Origin of the sequence: Bradyrhizobium sp. AUGA SZCCT0160 (assembly GCF_018130105.1) — a bacterium.
In the GTDB taxonomy this organism is placed as follows: domain Bacteria; phylum Pseudomonadota; class Alphaproteobacteria; order Rhizobiales; family Xanthobacteraceae; genus Bradyrhizobium.
The window spans coordinates 130,012-154,831 of sequence record NZ_JAFCMD010000017.1; the positions used below are offsets into that span (position 1 = coordinate 130,012).

Below are 24,820 nucleotides of genomic sequence, written 5' to 3' on the forward strand. Positions count from 1 at the left end.
GAAAAAGCAATCGAACAGGAGGAGGAAACAATGATCAAATATCTGGCGACCGCATCGCTGTTGCTCGCGGGTGTGTCTCTCTCGATCGGCGCGGCGCTGGCCGCCGACCCCGGTATCACCGACACCGAAATCGTGATCGGCGACGTCGAACCCCTGACCGGCCCGCCGGCGCTGCTCGGCGTCGCCGCATCGATCGGCCACAAGATCGCGATCGCGGAAGCCAATGCCGCTGGCGGCATCAACGGCCGCAAGATCAAATACGTGCTGGAAGACGACGGCTACGTCACCGCCCGCACCATCCAGGGCGTCAAAAAAGTTACCGACGTCGACAAGGCCTTTGCCCTGCTCGGCATCTCCGGCTCGGGACAGTCCATCGCCGTAATGCCGCTGCTGGAGAAGTCCGGTATCCCCACCGTGATCGATGTAGCGCCGGTCAAATTCCTCTGGGAGCCCCCGCGCAAGAACGTGTTCGTGGTCGGGCAGTCCTATGAGGAAGGCATCATCCATCTCGTCAACTATCTCGCCGAGAAGAACCCCGGCAAGAAATGGGGTCTGATCACGCAGGACGATGACTACGGCATCACCGTGCGCGACGGCTTCGACACCGTGGTCAAGGCCAGGAAACTCAACGTGGTCTACAGCGGCAACTACAAGAAAGGCCAGCAGGACTTCTCGTCCGACATGCTGCAGCTGAAGGATTCCGGCGCCGAGGTGTTTCTCGCCGGCGGCATCATCGGCGAGAACATCGCGATGATGAAGGAGCTGGAAAAGCTCAACATCAAGCCGGTGGTCGGCATCTTCTGGCCCGGACGGGTTGAGCCGGTGCTGAAGCTGATGGGACCGGCCGGCGACGGCATCTACGCGGTCGACTATGTCGAACCGTTCGCAGGCGCTGCCGGCAAGGCCTTCCTCGAGAAAGCCAAGGGTCTGCTTCCGGAAGCCGAGATGAAAGGCATCAACCGCTATTCCATGACCGGTTACGCCGCCGCCAAGGTGCTGATTTCTGCAATCGATCGATGCGGCAAGCAACCGACCTGGGCCTGCACCATCGCCGAGCTGGAGAAGACCAAAAACGTCGAGACCGGCATCATGGCACCGATCAGCTTCGGCCCCGGCGTCCGCTTCTCGAACCAGAAGCTGCAGATCATGCAGTCCGAGTTCTCGACGCTGAGTTTCAAGCCGGTGAATTGAGAGTCGGCAGTGGTGCTTCCCCTCTCCCCCTGTGGGAGCGGGTGGCTTCGCGAAGCGAAGACGGGTGAGGGGTTCTCTCCTCACGGTAAGACTCGAGCTTGAGGATAGAGACCCCTCATCCGACGCGCTTCGCGCGCCACCTTCTCCCACAAGGGGAGAAGGAAGAGGAACACAGCCCGCGTTTCCGATACCGCCTCACATCCTTTTGGCGACTTCTTCCAGCATGACCTCGGTGGCGCCGCCGCCGATCGTCAGCACCCTTGCATCGCGCACCATCCGCTCGATCGGGGTACCGCGCATGAAGCCGGTGCCGCCGTGCAGTTGCAGGCAACCATGCACGACCTCGTGCAGCACCTCCGGCGACAGCGCTTTCACCATCGACACCTCGCGCGGACACGGCTTGCCGGCTTCGACAAGCTCTGCCGCATGATAAGCCAGCGCCCGGGCAGCGGCGGCCTTGGTCGCGAGCGAGGCGAGTTTGAGTCGCACTGCCTGCTGGTTCCACAAGGGGCCGCCGAATGCCTGGCGGCTCTTCACATAGTTGGTGGTGAGTTCGATGGCCTTGGCGGACTCGCCGGCGCAGATGCCGCCGATGCAGATGCGCTCGTTCTCGAAGGTTTCCATGATCCCGTAGAAGCCGCGGTTCTCCTCGCCCAGCAGATTAGCGGCAGGGATCCGAACATCCTGGAACGCGATCTCGGCGGTGTCGGAACAAAGCCAGCCGTGCTTGTCGAGTTTTGTCACGGAGATGCCCGGCGTCGTCCGCTCCACAATGAAAAGCGAAATGCCACGGCTGCCCTTGGCGGCGGGATCGGTGCGCGCGGCGACAATCAGGATGTCACCATACACAGCGTTGGTGATGAACATTTTTGAGCCGTTGATCACCCAGCAATCGCCATCGCGGCGGGCCCGCGTCTTCAGCCCGGCAACGTCGGAGCCGGCATCGGGCTCGGTCACGGCGATCGAACAGATCGTCTCGCCCCGGATAATCGCGGGCAGATACTGCTGCTTCTGTTCGGGCGTGCCGCGCAGGGTAATGTGGACGGCCGACATGTCGGTATGAACAAGCACCGACGAGGTGAAGCCGCCGAAGGTCGAGCGCCCGAGCTCCTCCGCCCACACCATCGACGCCAGCGGGCCCATGTCGGTGCCGCCATATTCGGCAGCGTGGCGCATGCCGAGAAAGCCGAGCGCCCCCATGCGGCGATAGATTTCGCGCGGGATCTTGCCGTCGCGCTCCCACTGCTCGCCATACGGCACGACCTCCTTCTCGACAAAGCGGCGGACCTGCTCGCGCAGCATACGCAACTCCTCGGACAGATGCGGCTGCTCCGAGAAATGGAACTCGCTGTCGGCGTGGCTGCGCGGGTCGGCGGGCCTGATGTTCATGATGGAGCCCTCTCGGCCTTGATGTGAAGGTGTTGGTTGAGAAATTGCGCGATCGACGCGATGGCCCGATGCGCCTCAACAAGCTCCGCGCCGAACATCTGGAAGACATGGATCATGCCGTCCCAGACTTCCAGATTGACATCGACACCGGCGGCGCGCGCCTTGTCGGCGAGCATGACGGAATCATCGAGCACGGTTTCGCGGTCGCCGACCTGGATCAATAGCGGCGGCAAACCGGCAAGGTCAGCATACAGCGGCGATACCAGGGGATCGCGGGGATCACCCTGTCCGCCCAGATAATTCTTGGCCAGCGCCAGGATCATCGGACGCTGATGGATGGGGTCCGCTTCGGCACGGCTGACGTAACTCGCGCCGGTCGCTGCCAGATCGGTCCATGGCGACATCAGCACTGCCGATACCGGCAGCGGAAGCCCGCGTTCGCGCAAGGTCAGCATCGCGGCGAGCACGAGATTGCCGCCGGCGGAGTCTCCGGCAAAGGCGATACTGGCGGGCTTTAGCCCCTCATCAAGCATCCAGCCATAGGCCGCGAGCGCATCGTCCAGCGCAGCCGGGAAACGATGCTCCGGCGCAAGTCGGTAGTTGATGGCGAGCACCCGGCAGCCGCTGGCAAGTGCGATCTGCGCAATCAGGTCGCGGTGCGAGGCTACCGAGCCGATGCGGAAGCCGCCGCCATGGAAATAGAGAACGGCCCTATCCACGGGCGCATCAGCGGGCGATATCCATTCGCCCTCGACGCCACCGGCAAAGATACGTTCGCAATTCACGCGTGCGGCGCTGCCTCCGAAGGCCGCATCCCAATCCTCGCGCATTTGGGTCACTGACGTGTCGCGGTTCCAGCCACGGTAAACTGCGCGAATTCGCGCGATCGCAAGATCGATCGGCGCCGTTGTGATATCTTCGCCTGCGCGCGCCATCTCAGCCGCCCATTCCCATGCCGCCGGAGACGCCGATGGTTTCACCGGTGATATAGCCCGCCTGATCGGATGCCAGAAACAATACCGCGGCGGCGATCTCTTCGGGCTCGCCCAAGCGCCGCAACAGGGTGGCATCGGTCATAGCGCGCAAGATCTTGTCGCCGCCCTTGGCGACGGCCGCCTCCAGCATCGGCGTGCGGATCGGCCCCGGCGCGATGGTGTTGGCGGTAATTCCGAAGCGGGCGTTTTCACGCGCAATGCTCTTGGTGAAGGCAATGACGCCGCCCTTGGCGGCGGAATAGACTGCGCCGCCCTTCGAGCCAAGCCGCGCCGCTTCCGAGGTGATGTTGATGACACGCCCGAAACCGGCCGCCTGCATCGCCGGGAGCGCGGCGTGCGTGCATGCAAAGGCCGAGACCAGATTGACCGCGAGCAGCCTTGTCCAATCTTCCGGCGTCGTGTCGGTGAAGAAGGCGTGCTGGTCGACGCCGGCATTGTTGACCACGATATCGAACGGCCCGTGCTGCGCCATGATCGCCTGCACCATAGTGGTATCACCGACATCGAGGCGGGCCGCGGTCGCGCCGAGCTGCCCGGCGAGGTCCGATGCCTTGGCGATATCGAGATCAGCGATCACGACGTTCGCGCCGGCACCGGCAAAACTTCGCACGATCGCAGCACCAATGCCCTGCGCACCGCCCGAGACGAAAGCGCGACGGCCGTCGAGCCGCCCGAATGCGCGCGTGCCAGAGGCAGGCACTGACTAGCGCCCCGTAAAGATAGGCTTGCGCCGCTCGATCACGGCGGCGAGCCCCTCCCGCGCGTCGGCCATGCCAGACAGTTCGGACACGGTGCGCGCTTCCTCGGACAGGCATTGCTCGATGCTGGTACCGGTCCCGGCCCAGACCAGCCGCTTGGTCGCGGCCAGCGCTTTCGGCGCGCCCGCCGCCAGTTCCCGCGCCATGGCGAGCGACGCCTCGGCCAGCTCGGCATCCGGAACGACCTTGGTGACGATGCCGATTTCCAGAGCTTCCGCCGCCGATATCACCGGATTTGTGAGTAGGATCGACATCGCCCGGCGCAAACCGACCAGCCGCGACAGCGTAACGGAGACGCCCGCGTCAGGCGCCATCGCGACTCGCGTCGCGCCTGCGAGGAATTTGGCGGATTCGCCTGATATGACGATGTCGGACGCGCAGACGAGGCCGAAGCCGCCGCCACCTGCCGCAAATCCCTGCACCGAGGTAATCACCGGCGCCTCCAGCCGCAGCAATCCCGTCACCGCGTTCTGCAGATATGCCGTGGCTTGCCTGATGTAGTCAGGAAGCTTCTCGCCCTTCGATGCAAACGCTCTGATATCACCGCCCGCGCAAAAATTCGTGCCCTCCCCACTCAGCAGCAGCACGCGCAAATCCGGCTGACTATGGCAGACCATGATGGCGTCGCACAGCGCGCTGAGCAATTCAGCACTCATGCCATTGGCGGCATCGGGACGGTTGAGCCGCAGCCGCGCGATGCCGCCTGAGATATCGAGCAGAACGGGGCCTTTATCGATCATGGCAATTTTCCGCCTTTGGCTAGATTCTTTTTTTGACGCATTTTCTTCACGCGAACCGGATTCCACTTCGCTTGAAAACGCTCCGCTCTAGATGAGGAACGAGAGCGTAAACAGCGCTTTCTCGTTGTTGACCAGGATCACCTTCTTGTACGCCATCCGCAGCTCGCCATCGACGTAACGCAGCCGGTATTCGTTGCGGGCGGCCCAAATCGTGTCGTCGCGTAGACTGGATTCGAACACCATGCTGTTGCTGGCGACCGGGATATCGCCGCAGGGCTGCTCGTCAAGCAATTCGATGTTGGAGACGAGCCGCCGCAGCCGAGATTGCGGCGTCTGGGTGTGGCGCTTGCCGGTCAGCAATTGCTTGATGCGGAGCGAAATGCGCGAACGATTGTCGTAAATGATCGACATTTCCTTTTCGGGGTCGATATCGTCGCCATTGGCCGGAACCCAATAAACGCCGTCATCGGTCCAGAGCGCCTCCCAGGCCTCATACGCGTGCTCGTCCTGCAGCCGCGCCTCCTTGTAGATGAAGGCCGTTACCGCGCTCGCCAGCGTTGCGCTGCTGTCACGCGACAGCATCACACCGCCTCCATTAGACTGCGATAGTGCCGCCAGATGCCGCGCGACGGGATTTCATCGGTGACGTGGCCGACCTTGAAGCCGAGTTCGTCCTGGCGCTCGCGCTTCGCGCCGCGGCCGAGGAAAATCCATTCGGGGTTGCGCGCCAGCACGCCACGATGGCAGCGCTCGTACATCTCTGAATCGTCGGCGAGCAGCAATCCAGCGGGACCGACCGATCCCATGGTCTGCTGGCGCAAACGCCGATTCATGTCCGGCGCCCCCTTGAACTGCAACGCGGTGACATGCTGCACGCTGTCGTCGACCGCGAGCGGCTGGATCACGAACATCTGGATTTCGGCGATGAACAGGTTCGGAAAGATCATCACATGCGGCGTGCCGTCGATCATGATCTCGCGCGCCTTCTGGTCGCCATAGGCCGCCTTCATCCGCGACGTATAATCCGGCAGCCGCTCTTCGGTGGTGCCGAACCAGCTCATCGGCGTGTCGCGCTTGCGAAATTCAGGCCGCAAATCGATCTCGGTATGGCCGTTGCCGTAGTCACGCGTCACCGCCGTCGAGGCGCCGCCATAGAGCTTGCCGATCGCGCTGTCGGCGACACCGAAGATCGAGGAATGCACAAAGGCCGGATGATAGCCGTCGCATTCGTTCTCCAGGATGAATTTCCAGTTGGCCTTGACGCGATGCTTGAGGAAGCCCGCGGTAACCTCGACCTCCCCCTCCGGCGAGAAACGAACCAGACGATCGATGGTTTCGGCCGCACCGCCGAGATGCTCTTCCAGATCAGGGCCTTCGGCGGCAAAAGAGCCGAACACAAAGCCGCGATAGGATTGCACCCGCGTCACGCGCCCCAACGCCAGCTTTGACTTGTCCTGGCCTTCATAACCGTCGGGAAAGGCGTAGCCGACCAGACGGCCGTCATTGGCGAAGGTCCAGGAATGGAACGGGCATGTGAACGAACGCGCGTTGCCCTTGTCATAGGAGCAGACCTGATTGCCGCGATGCGAGCAACGATTGAGCAACAGATTGACCTTGCCCTGCTCGTCGCGGGTCATGATAACCGATTGCGGCCCGATCGACTTGACGACGTAGTCGTTCGCGTTCGGGACCTCGCTCTCATGCCCGACATAGACCCAGGTGCGGTACCAGATGTTCTGCAATTCGGCTTCGAAGATCGCGGGGTCGCTGTAGAGCGAGCCATGCACCCGATCCGGCCGGATCAATTCGCCCCACTGCGACGCGCGCGGCACGACGTTCATCGCTGCACCTCCCGTTGGCTACCCAGGGCTTCTCTTGCGGAAACCTGCGGCTTGGGCTAAAAATAATCCGACTGACCGTTCGAATAATAGCACCGGCGTTTGGCGGCTTCAAGGGAATTTTCCGTTCAGCCGCGAGAACAGCGAATTTGCTAGGAGGATCATCGGGATGGAAGAAGTCAGCCGAGCCGATCTGGCCCGCGCGCTCTACGCCGCGCTCGCCGCTGGCGACCGCGATCAGCTCGACGCGCTGTTGCATCCGGAATTCACCGGCCGCACCGCCGAGGGCATGCCGTTCGGCATCGGCGGCGATCATGAAGGACCCGCGGCCATGCGGCGCAATGGTTGGGGAGCCATCGCCCGGCATTTCGAGGCGCGCGCCGAGCCGGAACGGTTTCTCGATCTCGCCGATGACCGTCTGCTGGTGACCGGCCGTTACCGCGGCCGCGGCAAGCAAGGCGGCGCCGCGCTCAACGCCGCCTTTGCCCATCTAATCGCGATCGACCAGGGGCGCATCAAGTCGCTCGAGCAGTTCACCGACACCGCACGCTGGCATGACGCCGCGGGGCCGCTACGGACCGTGCTGCTTGATTTCGAATTCGGCGTTGCAACCTTGCGGCTGGACCGTCCGGACAAGGGCAATGCAATCGACGAAAGCATGGCCGCGGATCTCGCCGAAGCTGCAACACAGATTGCGGAAAGGCCGGATGTCCGCGCCGTGCTGATCGCCGGCAACGGGCCGAATTTTACGGTCGGCGGCGACCTCGGCCTGTTCGCAGGAACCGCACGCGAGCAATTGCCAAACCGGCTGCGCCGCATGATCGACAGCTATCATCTGGCCATCGAGAGACTGACCAGCATCGACGCGCCTGTTGTCGCCGCGGTGCGCGGCGGCGCGGGTGGCGGCGGATTGGGCCTGCTCTACGCCGCCGACATTGTCGTGGCCGCCGACGATGCGCGATTTGCGCTGGGTTATGGGGCGCTCGGCCTGACTGCCGATGGCGGCAACACCTGGTTCCTGCCGCGCATGGTCGGGATGCGACGCGTCCAGGAGCTGTTCCTGCTCAACCGTCGCCTCACCGCTCAGGAAGCGCTCGACTTCGGACTGGTATCGCGCCTGGCTCCTGATGATGCCGTCGAGAACCAGGCAGCCGCCCTCGCCGCGACACTTGCCGCAGGGCCGACACGCGCCTTCGGCGCCGTCCGCCGCATGCTGAGGCAGTCATTTGAAACCGGCCTGTCGGATCAGCTCGAAGCTGAAAAAGACTCTATCGTAGCGGCCAGCCGCACGGATGACGCGCAAGAGGGAATCGCCGCCTTCATAGCCAAGCGTCGCCCGCAATTTCGCGGTGGATGAGCAGACCGAACGAACGACAATTCAACATCAGCCCACCACTGACGCCGCAGCGCGTTCAGTTCAGGCCGCTCATATTGGTTGTTGCAAGATTTTTTTTGATCTGCCGGTGCACACATCGTGCACACGCCACCTTCCAACCAATTGAAAAACTTGAATTCTCGTTCTCATCCATCATGGGCGCGACGGAAAAGCGATAGTCTTGATATTTCAATATCTTATCTTGCTCTCTCAATGTGATGAAGCACGAACATGTGCGACTCCAAACTGGTCGAAATTCATGCTGGACGGGCGGTTATATTATTTTCGCGAGAATAATATAACCGCCGAGAGGCCCGTCGCCGGCCGCGCGCGAGCCGCGGTCCCTTTTCAGCTGACGGGGCGCACAGCGATCAATTGAGGAGGAAGTCGCTCGCAAACGTGATGTGGCCTGGCATGATGCCCTCGACCAGAGCTCGGAAGTACCAAACCGTACCAGCACGCCGCCCTCGGTATGCTCCGTGATCGTGAGTTTTGTGCGGCGTTCGCGGGGGTGATGCCGGACGCTGAACGACCACGAGATTCCCCGTCACGAGATGAGCCAGCCGGGCGACATCGCCCAACTGGTCGAAACCGCCCTCATGCTGCCGAACAACGTGTCGGTCTCCGAACTGCTCGTCCACTGCCAGTTCGAGCCGATGCTGTAGCGATCGCTTCGACCGTTGCACTTGGGCCGCGCTATATCTTGAAAGTGCGATCCAACCGACTGATCAACCGGACGTCATCATCTCGCCGACGCTGACGTTCCAACCTCATCGATCAGCTTCCAGGACGAACCTTCAAATTTCGCCATGCGCAGCGATTCATAGGGTGCGTAGTCCTGCGGCGTGGTGTTGAGCTGGATTCCGGGCAGCATCATCTTGAGACGCGTGCCCTTCATGCTGGTCGCCTGTTTCAGGAGATTTTCCCGCGTCAGGTCGTCTCCGCACTTCGTAATCGCCTTGACGATACCCTGCACGTTGACATAGCCCGACAGGGCGACGAAATCGCCGGGATTGTCGTTCGGCACCCACTTCTTCATGAACTCCACATACTCCTTCACCTCGGCGTCATCGGCCCAGGCCGGATCACCAGCCTGCTTGGTGAATTGCGTCGTGATGATGCCTTGCGCGTTGTCGAAGCCGGCCGGCTCCAGCACCGTCTTGACTGAATTGGTCGGGCTGGCAAGGAACTGCAGCGGCGTCCAGCCCGTCTCCTTTACCTTGCGCAGGCCCTGCGCGGTGAATTTCGGCGTCGAGAAGTACAGCAACGTGTCGGCGCCGGAATCCTTCAGGCGAACGATCTGCGAGTCGATGGTCGGCTCGGTTATTTCATAGGTCACTTCGGCAACGATCTTGATCTTGTCGCCGAGCCCAGCCTTCAGGCCGACCAGAAAGTCCTTGCCGTAATCATCGTTCTGATACAGCACGCCGATTTTGGCCGCCGGCTTGTGCTTGAGGATGTACTGCCCGAACGTCTTCCCCTCCATCTCGAAGCCCGGATACATCGGCACGGTCCAGGGGAAGTTCTGCGGATCGGCGAAACGCCGGCCGCCGGCAGACACGAAGATGTGAGGCACCTTGGCGCCGTTCAGATATTTCTGGATCGCGACATTCGGTGTGGTGCCCACGGTACCGACATCGGCCAGCACCTCGTCATTCTCGACCAGTTTTCGGGTCTGTTCGATTGCCTTCGGCGGACTGAAGGCGTTGTCGAGCGAGATCATGTTGATCTTGCGGCCGTTGATGCCGCCCGCCTCGTTGACCATCTTGAAATAGCCGGTCATCACGCGGCCGTAGCTGGAGAACGCCGATGCCGGCCCGCTATAGGGCACGGTCTGGCCGAGCTTGATCTCGGTATCGGTGACGCCGGGCCCGTATTTCTTCTCGGCGGCCGACAGATCACCGGTCGTTGCGACGGTCATCACGGCAACCGCGGCTATCAATCCAAATTTCCGGATCATGCTTCCCTCCCGTTTAGCCCGCTTGAACGGATCTCAATTTAACGGTACACTAGCATACTATTTTTTACCTTACAAGCAAGTTAGCCGGTTTCTTTGTCACGGGCCTGTAAGTAGCGGCGTCGGCACGCATCAGCACGGCCTACCCTTCTACTCGCACGCCCTGGATTCGCCTTTGGTTTCCTGCAGTTCAATCCGGTCGATCTGCGCGAACAATTCATCCGCAATATCAAGATCGGTTGCGAAGTTCATGGGATCGGCGTGGCCGCAGATCACGTCGGCGAAATGCCAGGTCGCCACAGCCACCACCCGGTCCTTTGCCATCATCGCGATCTTGAGCGGATGCCTGGCGCCGACACCGCGTGCGGTCTGGTAGCCGTCAGCGATGCAATAGAGTTCGACCCGCATTTTCCCGGTCGCTACCGTCTGGATCGAAACCTCGATGTCGCAAAAGCCGAACGCGGGATCGTCGCTCGAGCCCTCCGCATAGAAATAAAATGCACCGATTTTGCCATGCGCGCACGGTCCCAATGCGCGGTCGCGCGGCACCTGTGGGTCCGGCCTTGCCGGCGTACGCGGCGGGAGAAGCCCAAGCGAACAGAATTGACGATAGGAATAGCAGGTAGCCAGAACAGCCTCCCCTCACATTCGCTTCAAGCCGGGGCCCTGATGTCGAGACCCAACAAGCCCTTTGCATTGCTCATAAACGTTTCACGCGCGAGGCCCAGCGCCCGCTCGGCAAACTCGACCGGCCGATCCTGTTTGATCATGAACGGATAGTCCGACCCGGCCACAATGCGGTCCTTGCCGACCTTGGTCACCAGATAGTCCAACGCGACATCGTCATAGAGGATGGTGTCGTAGTAGAACGACTTCACCATCTCGCCGGGATCGCGCGGAAACAGGCTGTTTAGCGGCGGTCCGATACTCCGGGCGTGCCGCAGCCGTGGCAGGATCCAAGGCAGCGCGCCGCCGCCATGGCTGAGCAGGATCCGCAGATCTGGGAAGCGCTCAGTCACACCGTTGGTCATCAGCGACACGGCGGCAAAAGCGGTTTCGAGCGGAAATGCAGCGACCGCCGCCAGCTCGGGCCGGCCACCCATGCGGTCGAGACCGAGCGGGTGCAGCGGATGGACCATCACCAGCAGCCCCGCCTGCTCGGCCGCGGCATAGATATCGTGCAGCCTGATATCGCCGAGCGGAATACCGTTGATGTGGCTGCCGATCTCGATGCCGCGCAGGCCGAGAGATTTGATCTCTTCCAGCCGTTTGACGGCGAGAGACGCATCCTGCATCGGCGCCATGCCGATGCCGATGAATTTCCTGGGGTTCGCATGGCAGAGTTCAGCGATGCCCTCATTGATACACCGGCACAACGCGTCGGCATCCGCGGCCGGAAACCAGTGCGACAGCAGTTCCGGCATTGGCGAGACGACCTGCACGTCGACATCGTCGGCCGACATGTCATGGATGCGGCGGTTGGCGTCCCAGCTTCGGGAATCGATGACGCGGAACACCTTGCCGCCGACCATCACCGCGGCCCCATCCGCGCCCTTGCGTTCGATCGACGGCCAGAGCGGATTGCGCCCGGCGTGCTGCGGAATGCTGCCGGGAACGAAATGAGTATGGGTATCGATGGCCTCGGCCACAACGCGCTTCCTCGATATTGTTATGCACCGCACTAATTCCGCACATTCTCCGGGCGGAACCTGCGATGTCACTTTACAAGCAGGTTGGACTGTTTTTAATATGGATGCAATCGAAAGAATGGACGGCAGGGTTTTGCGAACCTCGCTCGACCGGCTTTATGAAAACGGCGCGACGATCAAGATCGCGTCAGGGAGCGAAAGCGGAAATTGTCGGCGCCAATCGAAAACATCGTGATTGCAGGAGCAGGCCAGGCCGGGGGCCGTGCGGCGGAAGCGTTGCGCGCCCGCGGCTTTCAGGGCGCCATCACCATGCTCGGCGAAGAGCCCCACCCGCCCTACGAGCGGCCGCAATTGTCCAAGGCGATGCTGCACAGCCCGGGAGTGGCGGTTGCCTATCTCAAACAGACCCAGGATTGGAGCGACGTCCTGAACGTTCGGCTCGAAACCGGTGCGGCAGTAACCGATTGCGACGCCGACCGCCGCACGGTTACCACGGCCGATGGCCGTTCGTTCGCCTACGATCGCCTGCTGATCGCGACGGGAACGCGGCCTCGCCGGCTTGCTGCACTGGAAAACCCGGGCCTTGAAATTCAGTACCTGCGCAACGTCGAGGATGCGCTGCGCTTTCGCAAATCCGTTCAACATCAATCCCGGATCGTGATCGTCGGCGGCGGCGTGATCGGGCTGGAGGCGGCCTGCGCAGCGGCCAGGAATGGATGTCGTGTCACGGTGATCGAGAGCGAGCCGCGCTTGCTGGCCCGGGCATTCCCGCCGCTTGTCAGCGACATCGTCGCCGCCAGCCATCGCAGCCATGGCGTCAACTTCATCTTTGGCGCGACCGTCACCGGAAGTACGCCTGATGGCGTTCAGCTCAGCAATGGCGAAGAAATCGAAGCGGATCTGGTGCTGATCGGCATTGGCGTCGAACCGGTGCCGACGGTCGCGGAACGGCTTGGTTTGCCGTCGCAAGTCGGAATCGCCGTCGATGCCTGCGGCCGCACCGCGGCCTCAGGCGTATTCTGCGCCGGCGATGCCGCCCTGCAATGGAGCCGATGTCACGGCCGCGCGATCCGTGTCGAGACCTGGGCCAATGCGCAGAACCAGGCGATTTCGGTGGCGGCCAACATGATCGGCGAGGCCAGAGAATACAGCGACCCGCCCTGGTTCTGGACCGACCAGTATGACCTGAACATTCAGGTCGCCGGTGACATGCTCGACAGCGACCACATCGTCCGCGGCGATGAACGTTCTGGAAAATTCTCGGTTGTAGCGATGCGCGGCTCGGAAGTGGTCGGCGCGCTGTCGGTCAATGCCGCCAAGGAGATGGCCATGCTCAAGCGTGTAATCGCAGCGAACGCCAAGCCGTCACGTGCCGACCTTGAATCGCCCGCCTACGATCTGCGGGCCGCCTTGAAATGAAAAGCAAAGAAATTTCCAGGGAGAAACAGCAATGAACGCGTTCCAACGGATGAATACCGCGCTCATGATCGATGAAGGCAAGAAGATATTCAAGGTTTCGCGCCGGGCCTTTGTCGATCCCGATATTCTGGAGGCCGAGCGGGCGCAGATCTTCGACAAATGCTGGCTCTACCTCGGCCATAGCTCCGAACTCGCCAAGCCCGGGGATTTCGTCACACGCTCGGTCGGGGGGCGGAACATCCTGTTCGCGCGCGATGGCAAGGGCAATCTCAAGGCGATGCTCAACACCTGCCCGCATCGCGGTGCGCAGGTCTGCCGCGAAAAGCACGGCAGCGCCAAATCCTTCCAATGCTTCTATCACGGCTGGGTATTTGGGCTCGATGGAACGCTGCGCAGCCAGCCTGGCGAGTCCTCCTACGCCGAGGATTTCAAGGAGCGCTCGACCTCCAACATGCAGCAGGTGGCTCGGTTCGAGAGCTACCGCGATCTCAATTTCCTCTGCTTCGACAAGGGCGTCGAAAGTCTCTCGGACTATCTGGGTCCGGTGAAGGAGTATCTCGATGTGATCTGCGATCAGGCCGAGATGGGAATGATCATCGTCGGCGGCACGCAGGAATACTCGATGCGGGCGAACTGGAAGCTGCTGACCGAGAACAGCATCGACGGCTACCACGCGTTGACGACGCATGCGACCTATCTGGACTATCTGAAGTCGGCGACCGGCGCGCTGGCTCAGGTCGCCTTTGAGGGCTCGGCGCGCGATCTCGGCAAAGGACATGCCGTGCTCGAGTACAAGGCGCCGTGGGGTCGCCCCGTCGCGCAATGGATTCCCTCATGGGGCGAAGAAGGAAAACGCGAGCTTACCCGTCTCTATGATGGCCTGGTGAAGCGTTTCGGCAAGGAACGCGCCGATCGCATCGCCACCTTCAACCGCAATCTGTTTATCTTCCCGAACCTGGTGATCAACGACATCATGGCCGTGACGGTGCGAACCTATTATCCCGCCGCGCCCGACTTCATGAACATCAGCGCCTGGGCCCTGGCCCCCAAGGAAGAGACCGAATGGGCGCGGAAGTACCGGCTGTTCAACTTCCTGGAATTTCTCGGGCCCGGCGGCTTTGCAACACCTGACGACGTCGAGGCGCTCGAACAGTGCCAGCGCGGTTTTCGCAACTCCGCCGAGGCGCAGTGGAACGACATTTCGAAAGGCATGGGCAAGGACAACCCGTCCTACGACGACGAATTGCAGATGCGCGCGTTCTGGTCGAACTGGAACGAGCATATTTTCAAGGTGCCGGCATGAGCGACGGAGTAACCGCGATGCACACCATAGCCCGTACCGACGTCGAGGATTTCCTGTTCGCCGAAGCCGAACTGCTGGATGAATGGCGGCTTCCGGAATGGCTGGAGCTGTTCACCGACGACGCGATCTATTATGTCCCGGCGACGGATCTGGCCGTCGACGCTTCGCCCGACAACAACCTGTTCTATGTCGCCGACGACCGCTTCCGTCTCTGCGAGCGGGTCAAGCGCTTGATGAAACGAACCGCGCATGCCGAGTTCCCGCATTCGCGGACACGACACCTCGTCAGCAACGTCCGTATCAGAAAGCATATCGGCGACGATATCGAGGTGAGTTCGGCCTTTATCACCTACCGCACCAAGGATGGCGTCACCGACACGTATTTCGGCAGCAACCGGTATCGTCTGGTGCCCGGCAACGGCACCTTCCGGATCAAGGAAAAGCGCTGCCTCTTGGACAGCGAAGGTCTTCGCGCCCAGGGCCGCGTCAGCATCATTCTGTGAAAGCAAGGCAGGCAATGGATCAAAAGCTCAGGGATAATGTCGCCATCGTCACCGGTGCGGCCAAGGGCATCGGCCTCGCGATCGCCGAGCGGTTGGCGCGGGACGGTGCCAAGCTCGTGCTCGCCGACCTCGACGAGGCCGGGCTGAAACAGGCCGCCGCCCATCTCGGCAAAGAGTTCGGCGCCGAGGTCACCAGCCATGCCGGCGATCTCTCCGATCAGGGCACGGCGGAAAAAACCATCAATCTCGCGAGCGAGCGCTTCGGCCGCCTCGACATCCTCATCAACAACGCCGGCGGCGGCATCATCAGGGCATTCGTCGAACAAACGCCGGAAACCCTGAAAACCACCATCGACCGCAATCTCTGGACCGTGCTGTGGTGCTCCTGGTACGCGGTTCCCAGGATGCGCGAGCAGGCGTATGGCCGCATCATCAACCTCGGCGCCGATTCAGTCCGCAACGGCCTGTGGGATCATGCCGCCTATAACGCGGCCAAGGGCGGCGTTCATGGCCTTACGACAGGCATGGCACGTGAATTCGCCAAGGACGGCATCACGGTCAATACGGTCGCCCCCTGCGCGGTCAACACGCCGCAGATGGTGGCGATCACCAAGAGCAACCCCGCGCTCGCCGCCAAGTTCGTCAGCGTCATTCCCATGGGCCGTCCGGCCGAAATGGAAGAAGTCGCCTCGATGGTTTCCTATCTCGCTTCCGCCGAAGCGTCGTTCGTGACTGGACAGGTCATCAGCGTCAACGGCGGCAGCACCATGCTCTAGGTCTTGATATGGGTGAAACAGTCGTTCTCTGCGCGGCCAATGAAGTGGTCGAAGGTGAAATCAAGCAGGCGCCGCTGCCAGATGGCTCCAACGTGGCGCTCTACCGGGTCGACGGCGCGATCTACGCCACCGCCGACATGTGTACCCATGGCGAGGCGTCGCTTGCGGAAGAAGGCATCATCACCGGGAGGACCGTCGAGTGCACGTTCCACTTCGGCACCTTCGACGTGACCACCGGCGAGCCGACCGGCATGCCCTGCGAGATCGCACTGAAAACATATCCCGTCACTATCGTTGACGGCAACGTTCAGATCGAGGTCTAGAAATGGCGAACCGTCCTGACCGTGTCCCCGCCCCGCTGAAATCCGCGCGCCGCCCGCTCGGCACCGCCCGGCGAAGAACCCAGGCCGAGCGGACCGAGGAAACCCGCACGCGCATCCTCAAGGCCGCTTCCGAACTCATTCGCCGGCGCGGCTACGCCCGCTTTCGGACCGCCGACGTCGCCGCCGAAGCGGGACTTTCCCGTGGGGCGCAGCTTCATCATTTCCCGACCAAGGATTCGCTTGTGGTCGCCACCCTCGAGTACGTCTTCGAGCAAGCCCAGATCCAAAGCCGCCGCCGCGCGGCGGCCGTCAATCGGCCGCGTGACCTGATCGAAGCCGTGATCGAGGACGCGCGCGAGTTCTTCTTCAGCGAGCATTTCCTGGTGGCGATCGACATTGTGCTGTCGACGTCGACCGATCAGGCCGTGCGCAAGCAGATCCTTGATATCTCCCGCAAGGCGCGCCGGCCGGTCGAGACGGCCTGGACCGAAGCGCTGGCCGCGAGCGGCGTGCCGCCGTCGCTGTCAGCCGACATCGTCGCCCTGACGCTCAGTCTGGTGCGCGGCATGGCGCTGCGCACGCTGTGGGACAACGACCCCAAATGGTTCGACGAGCTGTTCGCGGTGTGGCGGCGGATGATCAAGATTTTCCTGGAATCCCAGCATCCGAAGGCGCGGGCGCGATGAACAACGGCCGCACCACCCCCCTGATCACCTCGGTCTGCTACGTGCGCCTCGCCGTCAGCGAGCCGGGCGCCAGCGCACGCTTTGTGTCCGATATTTTCGGTCTGCAACGCGTCGCCGATCAGGATGGCGAAATCGCCTTTCGTTCCGACGACCGGTTTCGCACGGTGAGCCTTGGCCAGAACGCCGCAGATGGCGCCAGCGTCGGGATCGAGGTCTGGGATGATACGGCGCTGGCAGAAATCGGCGGGCGATTGCGCGAACTCGGCTTTACGGTCCAAGAGGCGTCAGCCGGCGAGTGTCGGCGCCGCTATGTCCAATCGGCGCTGCTGACGGAAGACGCATCCGGCAACCGGATCGATCTGGCGGTGCGCCCGACGCGAAGCGGACGGCGGTATTTTCCACCGCGCGATGCCGGCATCGTCGCGTTTCATGGTGTCGGCCTTCGTAGCACCGATCACGCACGCGACCTCGCATTCTGGCGCGCGCTCGGCGCCGAGGTCAGCGACTGGGTCGGCGAGATCGCCTATCTGCGGATCGACGGATTACACCACCGCATCGCGCTCTATCCGTCGAACCGCAATGGGCTGCTCTATGCGGCGTTCGAGGTCGAGGCGCTCGATCAGATCATGCAGAACAGCTACTTCATGCAGGAAAGCCAGATCAGGATCGTGCAGGGCCCGGGCCGCGAGGCGGCGTCGCGCCAGATGTTCCTGCATGTCGAGGGACCGGACGGCCTGGTCTTCTCCTACGTGAACGGCATGGCCGAACTCGACGGCAAGCCGCGGCTGGCGCGGCAATTCCCGCTTGCTGCCTCCTCGCTCTGCGACTGGGGCAGCGAAAGCAAGGACGTACCGGAACTGAGCGCCGGGCCGATGAACAGGAGAACAACATGATCCAGCTGAAGGATGTGAGCTACGTCCGCCTCGGTTCGCCCGATCTCGAATCGGCCGAGCATTTCGCGACCGCCTGTCTCGGCCTGCAGATTGCCGAGCGCGGCAAGAAGGACCTCTACCTTCGCTCCGACGAGCGTGCGCACACGCTGTGCTACATGGAAGGCGACCCTGATGACCAGACCGTCGGCTTCGAGGTCGAGGACGAGGCGAGCCTGCAGGAAGCGGCCTCAACGCTGGAAGCGCTCGGGCATGCCGTCCACGCAGGGACCGCGCAGGAAGCCGAGCGGCGCAAGGTAAGAGCCTTCATCGGCTTTCGCGATCCGACGGGCAATCACATTGAACTGGTGGTGCGGCCGGAGCGCAGCGGCCGGCGCTATTTCGCCAGCCGCGATGCCGGGATCACCGGCTTCAGCCATATCGGCCTCAACTCCACCGATCCGGCGCGCGACGAGCGGTTCTGGACGCAAGTGTGCAACGCCCGCGTCAGCGACCGGATCGGCGACATTCCGCTGATGCGCGTCAATGCGATCCACCACACCATTGCGCTGGTGCGTGCGCCCAAGGCCGGCATCCAGCACATCAACCACCAGGTCGGGACCAGCGACGACGTGCTGCGCTCCTACTACTTCCTCAATGAGCGGCGCGTGCCGATCGTGTTCGGCCCCGGCCGCCATCCGACCTCAGGCGCGCGCTTCCTCTACTTCATGGGCCCGGACGGCATGATCTTCGAATATTCGGTCGGCGTCGACGAGATCGAAGACGAGGCGACGCACCGGCCGCGGCAATTCGGCTTTGAGCCGACCAGTTTTTGCATCTGGGGCTCCAAACCCGCGGGCATGGCCCTGCCGAACTCCTGATTGGAACAGAACACATGGATCTGGGATTGAAGGGGCGCACCGCGATCGTGTGCGCGGCAAGCCAGGGCCTTGGCAAGGCGAGCGCGATGGCGCTCGCCCGCGAAGGAGTCAACCTCATCATCGCGGCCCGCCGAGGGGATGTGCTGGAGAGCGCCGCCGGCGAGATCGCGGCTGCGACCGGCAACCAGCCCAAAACCGTCATTGCCGATGTGACCACCAACGAAGGCCGCCACGCCATTCTCGCCGCCTGCCCGGCTCCCGACATTCTCATCAACAATGCCGGCGGACCGCCACCCGGAGATTTCCGCAAATTCGAGCGTGAGGACTGGATCAAGGCGCTCGATGGCAACATGCTGGCGCCGATCGCGCTGATCAGGGCGACCATCGACGGCATGATCGCGCGCAAGTTCGGTCGCATCGTCAATGTCACCTCACATGCCGTCAAGGCGCCGGTCGCGATGCTTGCACTTTCCAACGGCGCGCGCACCGGCTTGACGGGTTTTGTCGCGGGACTGGCCCGGTCGGTCGCCGAGCACAACGTGACGGTCAACAACCTGCTGCCCGGCACGTTCGATACCGATCGCCTCAAATCCAATCTGGCGGCGCTGGCCCGGAATTCGTCGCGCGAGGTCAGCACCGTGACTGAGGAGATCAGAACAGCCAACCCGACCAGGCGGTTCGGCCATCCCGATGAATTCGGCGCGACCTGCGCGTTCCTGTGCTCGTCGCAGGCCGGTTACATCACCGGGCAAAACATTCTGATCGACGGCGGCGCCTATCCCGGCACCTTCTGATTCGAGCAAGCCCGATTATCTTCGAGCCACTACTCGGTCTTGACGTTGCGATCCTCGATGACCTTGCGCCAGGCGGGAATTTCGGCCGCTATGATGGCGGACAGTTCGGCGGGAGTACTGGTAGCGGCCTCGACGCCGTAGGCCAAGAAGCGGTCGCGCAATTGCGGCATCGCCAGCGTCGTGTTGATGGCAGCGTTGAGTTTGCTGATGATCTCGGGCGGCGTACCCGCGGGAGCCAGCAGCCCGAACCAGGTTTCGACTGAGTATCCCTTCAAGACGTTACCGATGGGCGTGGCACCGGGAGCAACGGCGGAGCGCTCGGGCGATGAGACGCCGAGCAGCTTCACCTTGCCGGACCGGATATGCTCGTTCAGCGTGTCGGATGTTGTCGTGAGCAGGATGTCGACCTCGCCAGCGAAGATCGCGAGCGTTGTCGGTGCCTGGCCGCGGTATGGGACGTGGACCATCTGCAGTCCAGCCTGGTTGAGAAAGCGCTCCGTGCTGAGATGTCCGAGCGACCCCGGTCCGGCAGTCGCGTACAGCATCGGCTTGCCCTGCGCCTTGGCGTAGGCGATCAGGCCAGCCGCGTCGTTCACCGGCACCTTTTCACTCGCAACCAGGACCAGCGGCGCCTTGGAGACCAGCGAGACCGGTGCAAAGCTCTTCAGCGGATCGAAATCGACGCCCTTTTGAAGCAGTGGGGCGATCGAGATCGGACCGTTGTTTGCAAACAAAAGCGTGTAGCCATCCGGATCCGCCCGGGCGGCTTCGTTGGCGCCGGTGGTGCCCGCCGCGCCCCCGCGGTTGTCGATGACGAGCGGCTGGCCGAGGATCTTCGCCATCGGCTCCTGCAGCGCGCGCGCCATGATGTCGGTCGAACCGCCGGCGGGATATGGCACGATGAGCCGGATCGGCCGCGACGGGTAGTTGTCCGCGGCGGCAGTTCCGGCAAGAACCACCAGCCCGAGCGCAAGGGCAAAGAAATGAAGTCGTTTCACGTCGATCCTCCCATCAGGTCGTCTCTTTTGTTTTTGATGCAGTCTTTCTCTCCGGCCGGCTCTATTCCGCTGCCGTTCTGGCGAGCTTTCCGAACGCGCCGGAGGCGGCCAGTTTTGCTATTTCATCCGCGGACAGGCCAAGCACGCGTTCGAGCACGTCGTCGCGGTGCGATCCTATGGACGGAATTTCCCGCCCGATCGCACTACGCGCACCCGACATTCGCCACGGCGCGTTGACACCCTTGAACTCGCCGGCGGCGTCAGCGATCGGTGCGAATGTACCGCGACCGGCGAGATCGGAATCGTTCAGCGCTTCGGCCGGGTCTCGAAAGCGCGCGCAGGGAATGCCGGCCCCGTCGAGCATGGCAAGGCATTCGTCCATTGTGTATTGCATGGTCCATTTTTCGATGACCTGCATCATCGCGGTCCAGTTCGCGCCGCGCGCCGGCACCGATGCGAACCGCGGGTCGGACGAAAGCTCCGGCAGGCCGGTCAGCTCGCGAAGGGCCGCAAAATTGCGCGCCGACACCGGCGCGATCAGGATGTCGCCATCCCCAGTGCGCACGGGCCCGTAGGTCGGCCGCGGCATCGGCCTGGAGAACTGCGCTTCCTGCAGCTCATACACCAAGAGGTTCAGCATGCAGTCCATCAGGGCGACATCGATGCGCTGTCCTTCGCCGGTCCGCGCGCGCTGCACCATTGCCGTCTGAATCGCCGAGAAGCCGAAAATGCCGCCGAGAACATCGGCGACGAACACCGCACCTGCCGCCGGCCGGTCGCGGTCGCCGGCATACCGCATCAGCGTGCGATCGAAGCCGCTCTCGGCATGAACGATCATCGCATAGGCGGGCCGCTCGGCCTGCGGACCGGTCTGGCCGTAGCCGGAGATCGAACAGTAAATCAATCCCGGATTGATCTTTCGCAGCGCCTCATATCCGAGACCCAGGCGCTCCATCACACCGGGTCGGAAATTCTCGACCAGGATGTCGGTGTCTTCGACCATACGATGGACGAGCCTGATCGCATCAGGTGATTTCAGGTCGAGCGCGATGCTCCGCTTGCCGGCATTGAGCTGGCCGAAATAGGCGCTGTGGCCGTCCCGCACCGGCGCGCGCAGGCGCATCTCGTCGCCTTCCGGCGGCTCGATCTTGATCACTTCCGCGCCGACATCGGCCAGCAGCCGCGCGCAATAGGGCCCGGCCAGCATGATGGAGAAATCCAGCACCCGCACACTCTCGAGGGGTGATGTCGATGTTTCATCCTGCATGCTGCCTGCCTCCTATCTCGGTAGCCCGAGCCCGCGCTGGGCGATCAGGCTGCGCTGTATCTCGTTGGTCCCGATGCTGATCACCCACATCAGCGAATGCCGCAGGTTCCGTTCAAACCGGCCATTGTCGATCGCGCCCGGCATCTGCTCGGAAATCGCGGCGCGCATCCCGAGAATGTCGAGCGCCGCCTCGCCGAAGCGTTCCATCAGTTCGCCGGAATAGACCTTGCTGATCGCGCCATATTCCGGCGGCGTCACGCCATCGGCCGCGAGTTCGGCGCAACGCATCATCAGTTGCCGGCCAACCTCGATTTCGCAGGCAAGCGTCGCCATCTTGTCGCGCACGACCGGATCCTGAGCGGGCGGCGGCCGATCGCCCTCGGCCGCCATCACATGCCGGCGCAGTTGCTCGAAGGCGTGAGCCACCTTCAGCACGATGCCGCCGCCGACCAGACCGCGCTCGAAGGCGAGCGCGCCCGTCAGCACTTTCCAGCCGCCATTGACCTCGCCGACGATGTTGTCCAGGGGAATGCGAACGTCGTCATAGAAGATGTTGGCAAACGTGCCGTCATACATCGTGCCCGCCGGCCGGATCGTAATGCCCTGCGCATTCATCGGGATGATGAACATGCTGATGCCGGCGTGCGGCGGGTTGGCATTCCGGTCGGTCCGGGCCGCAAGAAACATGTATTTGCCCCACCAGGTCGTGGTCCAGATCTTCTGACCGTTGATGACCCAGTGCTCGCCGTCCCGCACCGCGCTGGTACGCAGCGCGGCGAGATCGGAGCCGGCCTGGGGCTCGCTGTAGCCCATGCCGTGCATCGCCTCGCCCCGCAGGATTTCCGGCAGGTACTTCTGCTGCTGCGCCGGCGTGCCGAACATCATCAGCGCGTTGGCCTGGATCGACGCGCCGATCCGCGGCGCCTCGCTTTGCTCCATCGTCTCCATGAAGGCGATCTGCTCCAACGGAGAACGCCCCTGCCCGCCGAATTCCTTTGGCCAACCGAGGCCGATCCATCCGGTCTTGCCGATATCGCGTGCGAAGTCGGCGTCGAACTCACGCTCCTTGAATGACTGTTCGTCGAACCTCGCCTTCCTGTCTCCCGACCAGTTCTGATCGAGCCATCGCCGCACCCGTTCACGGAGCTCGTTGCCGGCCGGACCGAGATCGTATTGCGGCAGCGGCGCGCCGCCGCGATCCAGCAAATACGAAGCCAGCCGCCGCCGCGCCTCAGGCGCACCGCCGAGCGCGACCGTGTCCAGGTGCACGCGCTTGAAATGTCGCGCGGCCTCGTGCTCTTCGGCATAGCCTATGGCGCCGAAAGTATGCTGGGTCTCGAGCGACACGCGCCGCAGCGCGTCGCCGCCAAAGGCGACCGCGCAGTCGACGAAATACCGCCAGTTGCGGTCGCCAATGTCATGCAGCCTGGCCGCATGATCCAGGATGAGGCTGACGCCTTCGAGCGCAATGAGGCCATCCGCAAGCTTGTGCTGGATCGCCTGGAACTTTGCGATTGGTTGCCCGAACTGGTGACGCTCCTTGGCATAGTCCACGGCCAGCTCGAACGCCCGCCGGGCCGCGCCATGTGCTCGCCCCAGCAATGCTACCTGGGCCTTTAGACGGAGATCGTCGAGATTGGCGGCTTCAAGCGGAAGCAGCGTCAGCGGCGCCGAGTTCAGCCTCACCTCACAGAGACCCCAGGCGCCCATGGCGCGCGTCGGCGTGAGGACAATGCCTGATGCATCCAGTTGAACGAGGGCAAGATGGGACGCATCAACGGCCACGAGAAGATGTGTGGCACCGGCCGCCTCGACGAAACGAAGCACGCCTGTCGCGCACGAGCCGTCAATCCGGATCGATCCTGCGCCCACATCAGGGTCGCGGGCGCCGAAGGAGAAAGCAGCCACCGCCGTGCCGGCATGCAGCTTTTCCAGCAGCTCCACCGCGGCATCCGCGCGCGTGCCCGAGAGCGCAAGGTTGGCCAGCGCGGCGGACCACATCGGCGCCGGACACACGGCGCGGCCAAGTTCTTCCATCACCACCAGGATTTCGCGAAGGCCGCCTTCGTCAGGGCCAGACCCGAGCGCAGCCACCCCCTGCCCGATGAGCTTGCGCCAGATCGCCGAGATATCGTCCGGGGCCGGGCGTTCCTTGCCGTCACCTGCGGCCCAATGCGCTTCGAGAAACCCGCGCAGGGAATCTCGAAGCATCTTGGCGATGTCGTCGTTCGGAGGTGCGGCCGCATCCATGAGAAACTATGCCTTGCCGTATTTCGGCTTGCGCTTCTCCTTGAACGACATGGTCGCCTCTTTGTGGTCGGCGGTTTCGAACGTCACCTGCTCGAGCGCCATCGAGGCCTCCAGCATCATATTCACGCGGTCCTTGATGACCTGGTTGATCGACAGCTTGGTCCAGCGAATGGCCCAGGTCGGGCCGTTGGCGAGCTCAATCGCGATTTCGCGGGCCTTGGCGAGCACCTCCGCACGCGGCGCAACGTGGTTGACCAGCCCGATCCGCTCAGCCTCCGCGCCTTTCAGGAGCGTGCCGCGGATCAGGTACTCCTTGGCCTTGTTGATGCCGATCAGCAGCGGCCAGATCACGGTGCCGCCGTCGCCGGCGACGAGCCCGACGCGCGAGACGTGGGTATCGCCGATGCGCGCGTCTTCCGCCATCACCGTGATGTCGCAAAGAAGCGCGTGGGTCGCGGCGAGGCCGATGGCGTCGCCGTTGATCGCTGCAATGATCGGCTTGTCGAGCTCGAGCTGGCGGGTCACGCCACGGCGGCTGATCATGGGGTCGTGAACCTCGCCCTCTTCGAGGACGTCGCCGCCCGGCCGCTCCGACATCGCCTTCACGTCGCCACCGACGCTGAAGAAGTCGCCCGCCCCGGTCAGCACCACGACATTGACGGCGTGATCGTCAGCCAGATCGTCCCAGATGGTCCGCAGTTCGCGGATCAGCTTCTGATTAATGGCGTTGCGTGCTTGCGGCCGGTTCAAGGTCACGGTCGCGACCTTGTCCGCAACCTCGACCGACAGGCATTCGTATCTGGCGTAGTAGGACACATTTTCCTCCGTTGTTATGATTGTTCGAGCGTGGATCGAGCCA

The 24,820-nt window shown here is 62.9% G+C and carries 24 protein-coding genes; 11 read left to right on the forward strand and 13 right to left on the reverse strand.

Annotated features, from left to right (window positions below; translation table 11 throughout):
* The first annotated feature begins 30 nt into the window (after positions 1 to 30).
* Positions 31 to 1,191, forward strand: a complete 1,161-nt coding sequence (locus JQ558_RS25220; RefSeq protein ID WP_212208337.1) for an ABC transporter substrate-binding protein — start codon at positions 31 to 33, stop codon at positions 1,189 to 1,191.
* 195 nt (positions 1,192 to 1,386) lie between these two features.
* On the opposite strand, the gene JQ558_RS25225 is transcribed toward JQ558_RS25220, so the two are convergent.
* From JQ558_RS25225 to JQ558_RS25250, 6 genes are all read right to left on the reverse strand, one after another.
* A complete protein-coding gene (locus tag JQ558_RS25225; protein WP_212295493.1) occupies positions 1,387 to 2,580 on the reverse strand; it encodes an acyl-CoA dehydrogenase family protein in 1,194 nt (397 codons plus the stop codon).
* Positions 2,577 to 3,515, reverse strand: a complete 939-nt coding sequence (locus JQ558_RS25230; protein WP_212295494.1) for an alpha/beta hydrolase — start codon at positions 3,513 to 3,515, stop codon at positions 2,577 to 2,579. The genes JQ558_RS25225 and JQ558_RS25230 overlap by 4 nt, the downstream gene beginning before the upstream one ends.
* A gap of 1 nt (position 3,516) precedes the next feature.
* Positions 3,517 to 4,275, reverse strand: coding sequence for an SDR family oxidoreductase (locus tag JQ558_RS25235; RefSeq protein WP_212275138.1), 759 nt, complete (start codon positions 4,273 to 4,275; stop codon positions 3,517 to 3,519).
* 3 nt (positions 4,276 to 4,278) lie between these two features.
* Positions 4,279 to 5,073, reverse strand: coding sequence for an enoyl-CoA hydratase/isomerase family protein (locus JQ558_RS25240; RefSeq protein ID WP_212276730.1), 795 nt, complete (start codon positions 5,071 to 5,073; stop codon positions 4,279 to 4,281).
* 87 nt (positions 5,074 to 5,160) lie between these two features.
* Positions 5,161 to 5,655, reverse strand: coding sequence for an aromatic-ring-hydroxylating dioxygenase subunit beta (locus JQ558_RS25245; RefSeq protein ID WP_212295495.1), 495 nt, complete (start codon positions 5,653 to 5,655; stop codon positions 5,161 to 5,163).
* Positions 5,655 to 6,914, reverse strand: a complete 1,260-nt coding sequence (locus JQ558_RS25250; RefSeq protein WP_212208331.1) for a Rieske 2Fe-2S domain-containing protein — start codon at positions 6,912 to 6,914, stop codon at positions 5,655 to 5,657. The genes JQ558_RS25245 and JQ558_RS25250 overlap by 1 nt, the downstream gene beginning before the upstream one ends.
* A gap of 166 nt (positions 6,915 to 7,080) precedes the next feature.
* On the opposite strand from JQ558_RS25250, the gene JQ558_RS25255 reads away from it, so the two are divergent.
* Complete coding sequence (locus JQ558_RS25255; RefSeq protein ID WP_212295496.1) at positions 7,081 to 8,268, forward strand: enoyl-CoA hydratase-related protein; 1,188 nt, start codon at positions 7,081 to 7,083, stop codon at positions 8,266 to 8,268.
* A 760-nt stretch (positions 8,269 to 9,028) separates the two neighbouring features.
* On the opposite strand, the gene JQ558_RS25260 is transcribed toward JQ558_RS25255, so the two are convergent.
* The 3 genes from JQ558_RS25260 to JQ558_RS25270 form a co-directional block, all read right to left on the reverse strand.
* Positions 9,029 to 10,246, reverse strand: coding sequence for an ABC transporter substrate-binding protein (locus JQ558_RS25260; protein WP_212295497.1), 1,218 nt, complete (start codon positions 10,244 to 10,246; stop codon positions 9,029 to 9,031).
* A 147-nt stretch (positions 10,247 to 10,393) separates the two neighbouring features.
* Positions 10,394 to 10,792: a hypothetical protein gene (locus JQ558_RS25265; RefSeq protein ID WP_212295498.1), complete on the reverse strand. Its 399-nt coding sequence runs from the start codon at positions 10,790 to 10,792 to the stop codon at positions 10,394 to 10,396.
* 104 nt (positions 10,793 to 10,896) lie between these two features.
* Positions 10,897 to 11,892 carry an amidohydrolase family protein gene (locus JQ558_RS25270; protein ID WP_212208327.1) on the reverse strand — a complete coding sequence of 332 codons (996 nt, stop codon included), beginning with the start codon at positions 11,890 to 11,892 and terminating at the stop codon, positions 10,897 to 10,899.
* Positions 11,893 to 12,099: 207 nt separating this feature from the next.
* Here JQ558_RS25270 and JQ558_RS25275 point away from each other — a divergent pair, with 207 nt between their 5' ends.
* From JQ558_RS25275 to JQ558_RS25315, 9 genes are all read left to right on the forward strand, one after another.
* Positions 12,100 to 13,311, forward strand: coding sequence for an NAD(P)/FAD-dependent oxidoreductase (locus JQ558_RS25275; protein ID WP_212208326.1), 1,212 nt, complete (start codon positions 12,100 to 12,102; stop codon positions 13,309 to 13,311).
* A gap of 31 nt (positions 13,312 to 13,342) precedes the next feature.
* Positions 13,343 to 14,614 carry a Rieske 2Fe-2S domain-containing protein gene (locus JQ558_RS25280; RefSeq protein ID WP_212208325.1) on the forward strand — a complete coding sequence of 424 codons (1,272 nt, stop codon included), beginning with the start codon at positions 13,343 to 13,345 and terminating at the stop codon, positions 14,612 to 14,614.
* Complete coding sequence (locus tag JQ558_RS25285; protein WP_212295499.1) at positions 14,611 to 15,117, forward strand: aromatic-ring-hydroxylating dioxygenase subunit beta; 507 nt, start codon at positions 14,611 to 14,613, stop codon at positions 15,115 to 15,117. Before JQ558_RS25280 ends, JQ558_RS25285 begins: the two co-directional genes overlap by 4 nt.
* A 14-nt stretch (positions 15,118 to 15,131) precedes the next feature.
* Positions 15,132 to 15,893 carry an SDR family oxidoreductase gene (locus JQ558_RS25290; RefSeq protein WP_212208323.1) on the forward strand — a complete coding sequence of 254 codons (762 nt, stop codon included), beginning with the start codon at positions 15,132 to 15,134 and terminating at the stop codon, positions 15,891 to 15,893.
* Between the two features lie 8 nt (positions 15,894 to 15,901).
* Complete coding sequence (locus JQ558_RS25295; protein WP_212208322.1) at positions 15,902 to 16,216, forward strand: non-heme iron oxygenase ferredoxin subunit; 315 nt, start codon at positions 15,902 to 15,904, stop codon at positions 16,214 to 16,216.
* 2 nt (positions 16,217 to 16,218) lie between these two features.
* Positions 16,219 to 16,902, forward strand: a complete 684-nt coding sequence (locus JQ558_RS25300; RefSeq protein WP_212208321.1) for a TetR/AcrR family transcriptional regulator — start codon at positions 16,219 to 16,221, stop codon at positions 16,900 to 16,902.
* A complete protein-coding gene (locus JQ558_RS25305; protein ID WP_212208320.1) occupies positions 16,899 to 17,795 on the forward strand; it encodes a VOC family protein in 897 nt (298 codons plus the stop codon). The genes JQ558_RS25300 and JQ558_RS25305 overlap by 4 nt, the downstream gene beginning before the upstream one ends.
* Positions 17,792 to 18,652, forward strand: a complete 861-nt coding sequence (locus tag JQ558_RS25310; protein ID WP_212295500.1) for a VOC family protein — start codon at positions 17,792 to 17,794, stop codon at positions 18,650 to 18,652. The genes JQ558_RS25305 and JQ558_RS25310 overlap by 4 nt, the downstream gene beginning before the upstream one ends.
* Before the next feature lie 86 nt (positions 18,653 to 18,738).
* A complete protein-coding gene (locus JQ558_RS25315) occupies positions 18,739 to 19,446 on the forward strand; it encodes an SDR family oxidoreductase (protein ID WP_409410578.1) in 708 nt (235 codons plus the stop codon).
* 29 nt (positions 19,447 to 19,475) lie between these two features.
* Here JQ558_RS25315 and JQ558_RS25320 read toward each other — a convergent pair whose 3' ends face one another.
* From JQ558_RS25320 to JQ558_RS25335, 4 genes are all read right to left on the reverse strand, one after another.
* Positions 19,476 to 20,444, reverse strand: coding sequence for a tripartite tricarboxylate transporter substrate binding protein (locus JQ558_RS25320; RefSeq protein WP_212295501.1), 969 nt, complete (start codon positions 20,442 to 20,444; stop codon positions 19,476 to 19,478).
* A 61-nt stretch (positions 20,445 to 20,505) separates the two neighbouring features.
* The gene (locus JQ558_RS25325; RefSeq protein ID WP_212295502.1) at positions 20,506 to 21,711 is read right to left on the reverse strand and encodes a CaiB/BaiF CoA-transferase family protein; all 1,206 of its coding nucleotides are present in this window, start codon (positions 21,709 to 21,711) and stop codon (positions 20,506 to 20,508) included.
* Positions 21,712 to 21,723: 12 nt separating this feature from the next.
* On the reverse strand, positions 21,724 to 23,961 hold the full coding sequence (locus JQ558_RS25330; RefSeq protein WP_212295503.1) for an acyl-CoA dehydrogenase: 2,238 nt from the start codon (positions 23,959 to 23,961) through the stop codon (positions 21,724 to 21,726).
* 6 nt (positions 23,962 to 23,967) lie between these two features.
* On the reverse strand, positions 23,968 to 24,777 hold the full coding sequence (locus tag JQ558_RS25335; RefSeq protein WP_312014924.1) for an enoyl-CoA hydratase-related protein: 810 nt from the start codon (positions 24,775 to 24,777) through the stop codon (positions 23,968 to 23,970).
* Between the last annotated feature and the right edge of the window lie 43 nt (positions 24,778 to 24,820).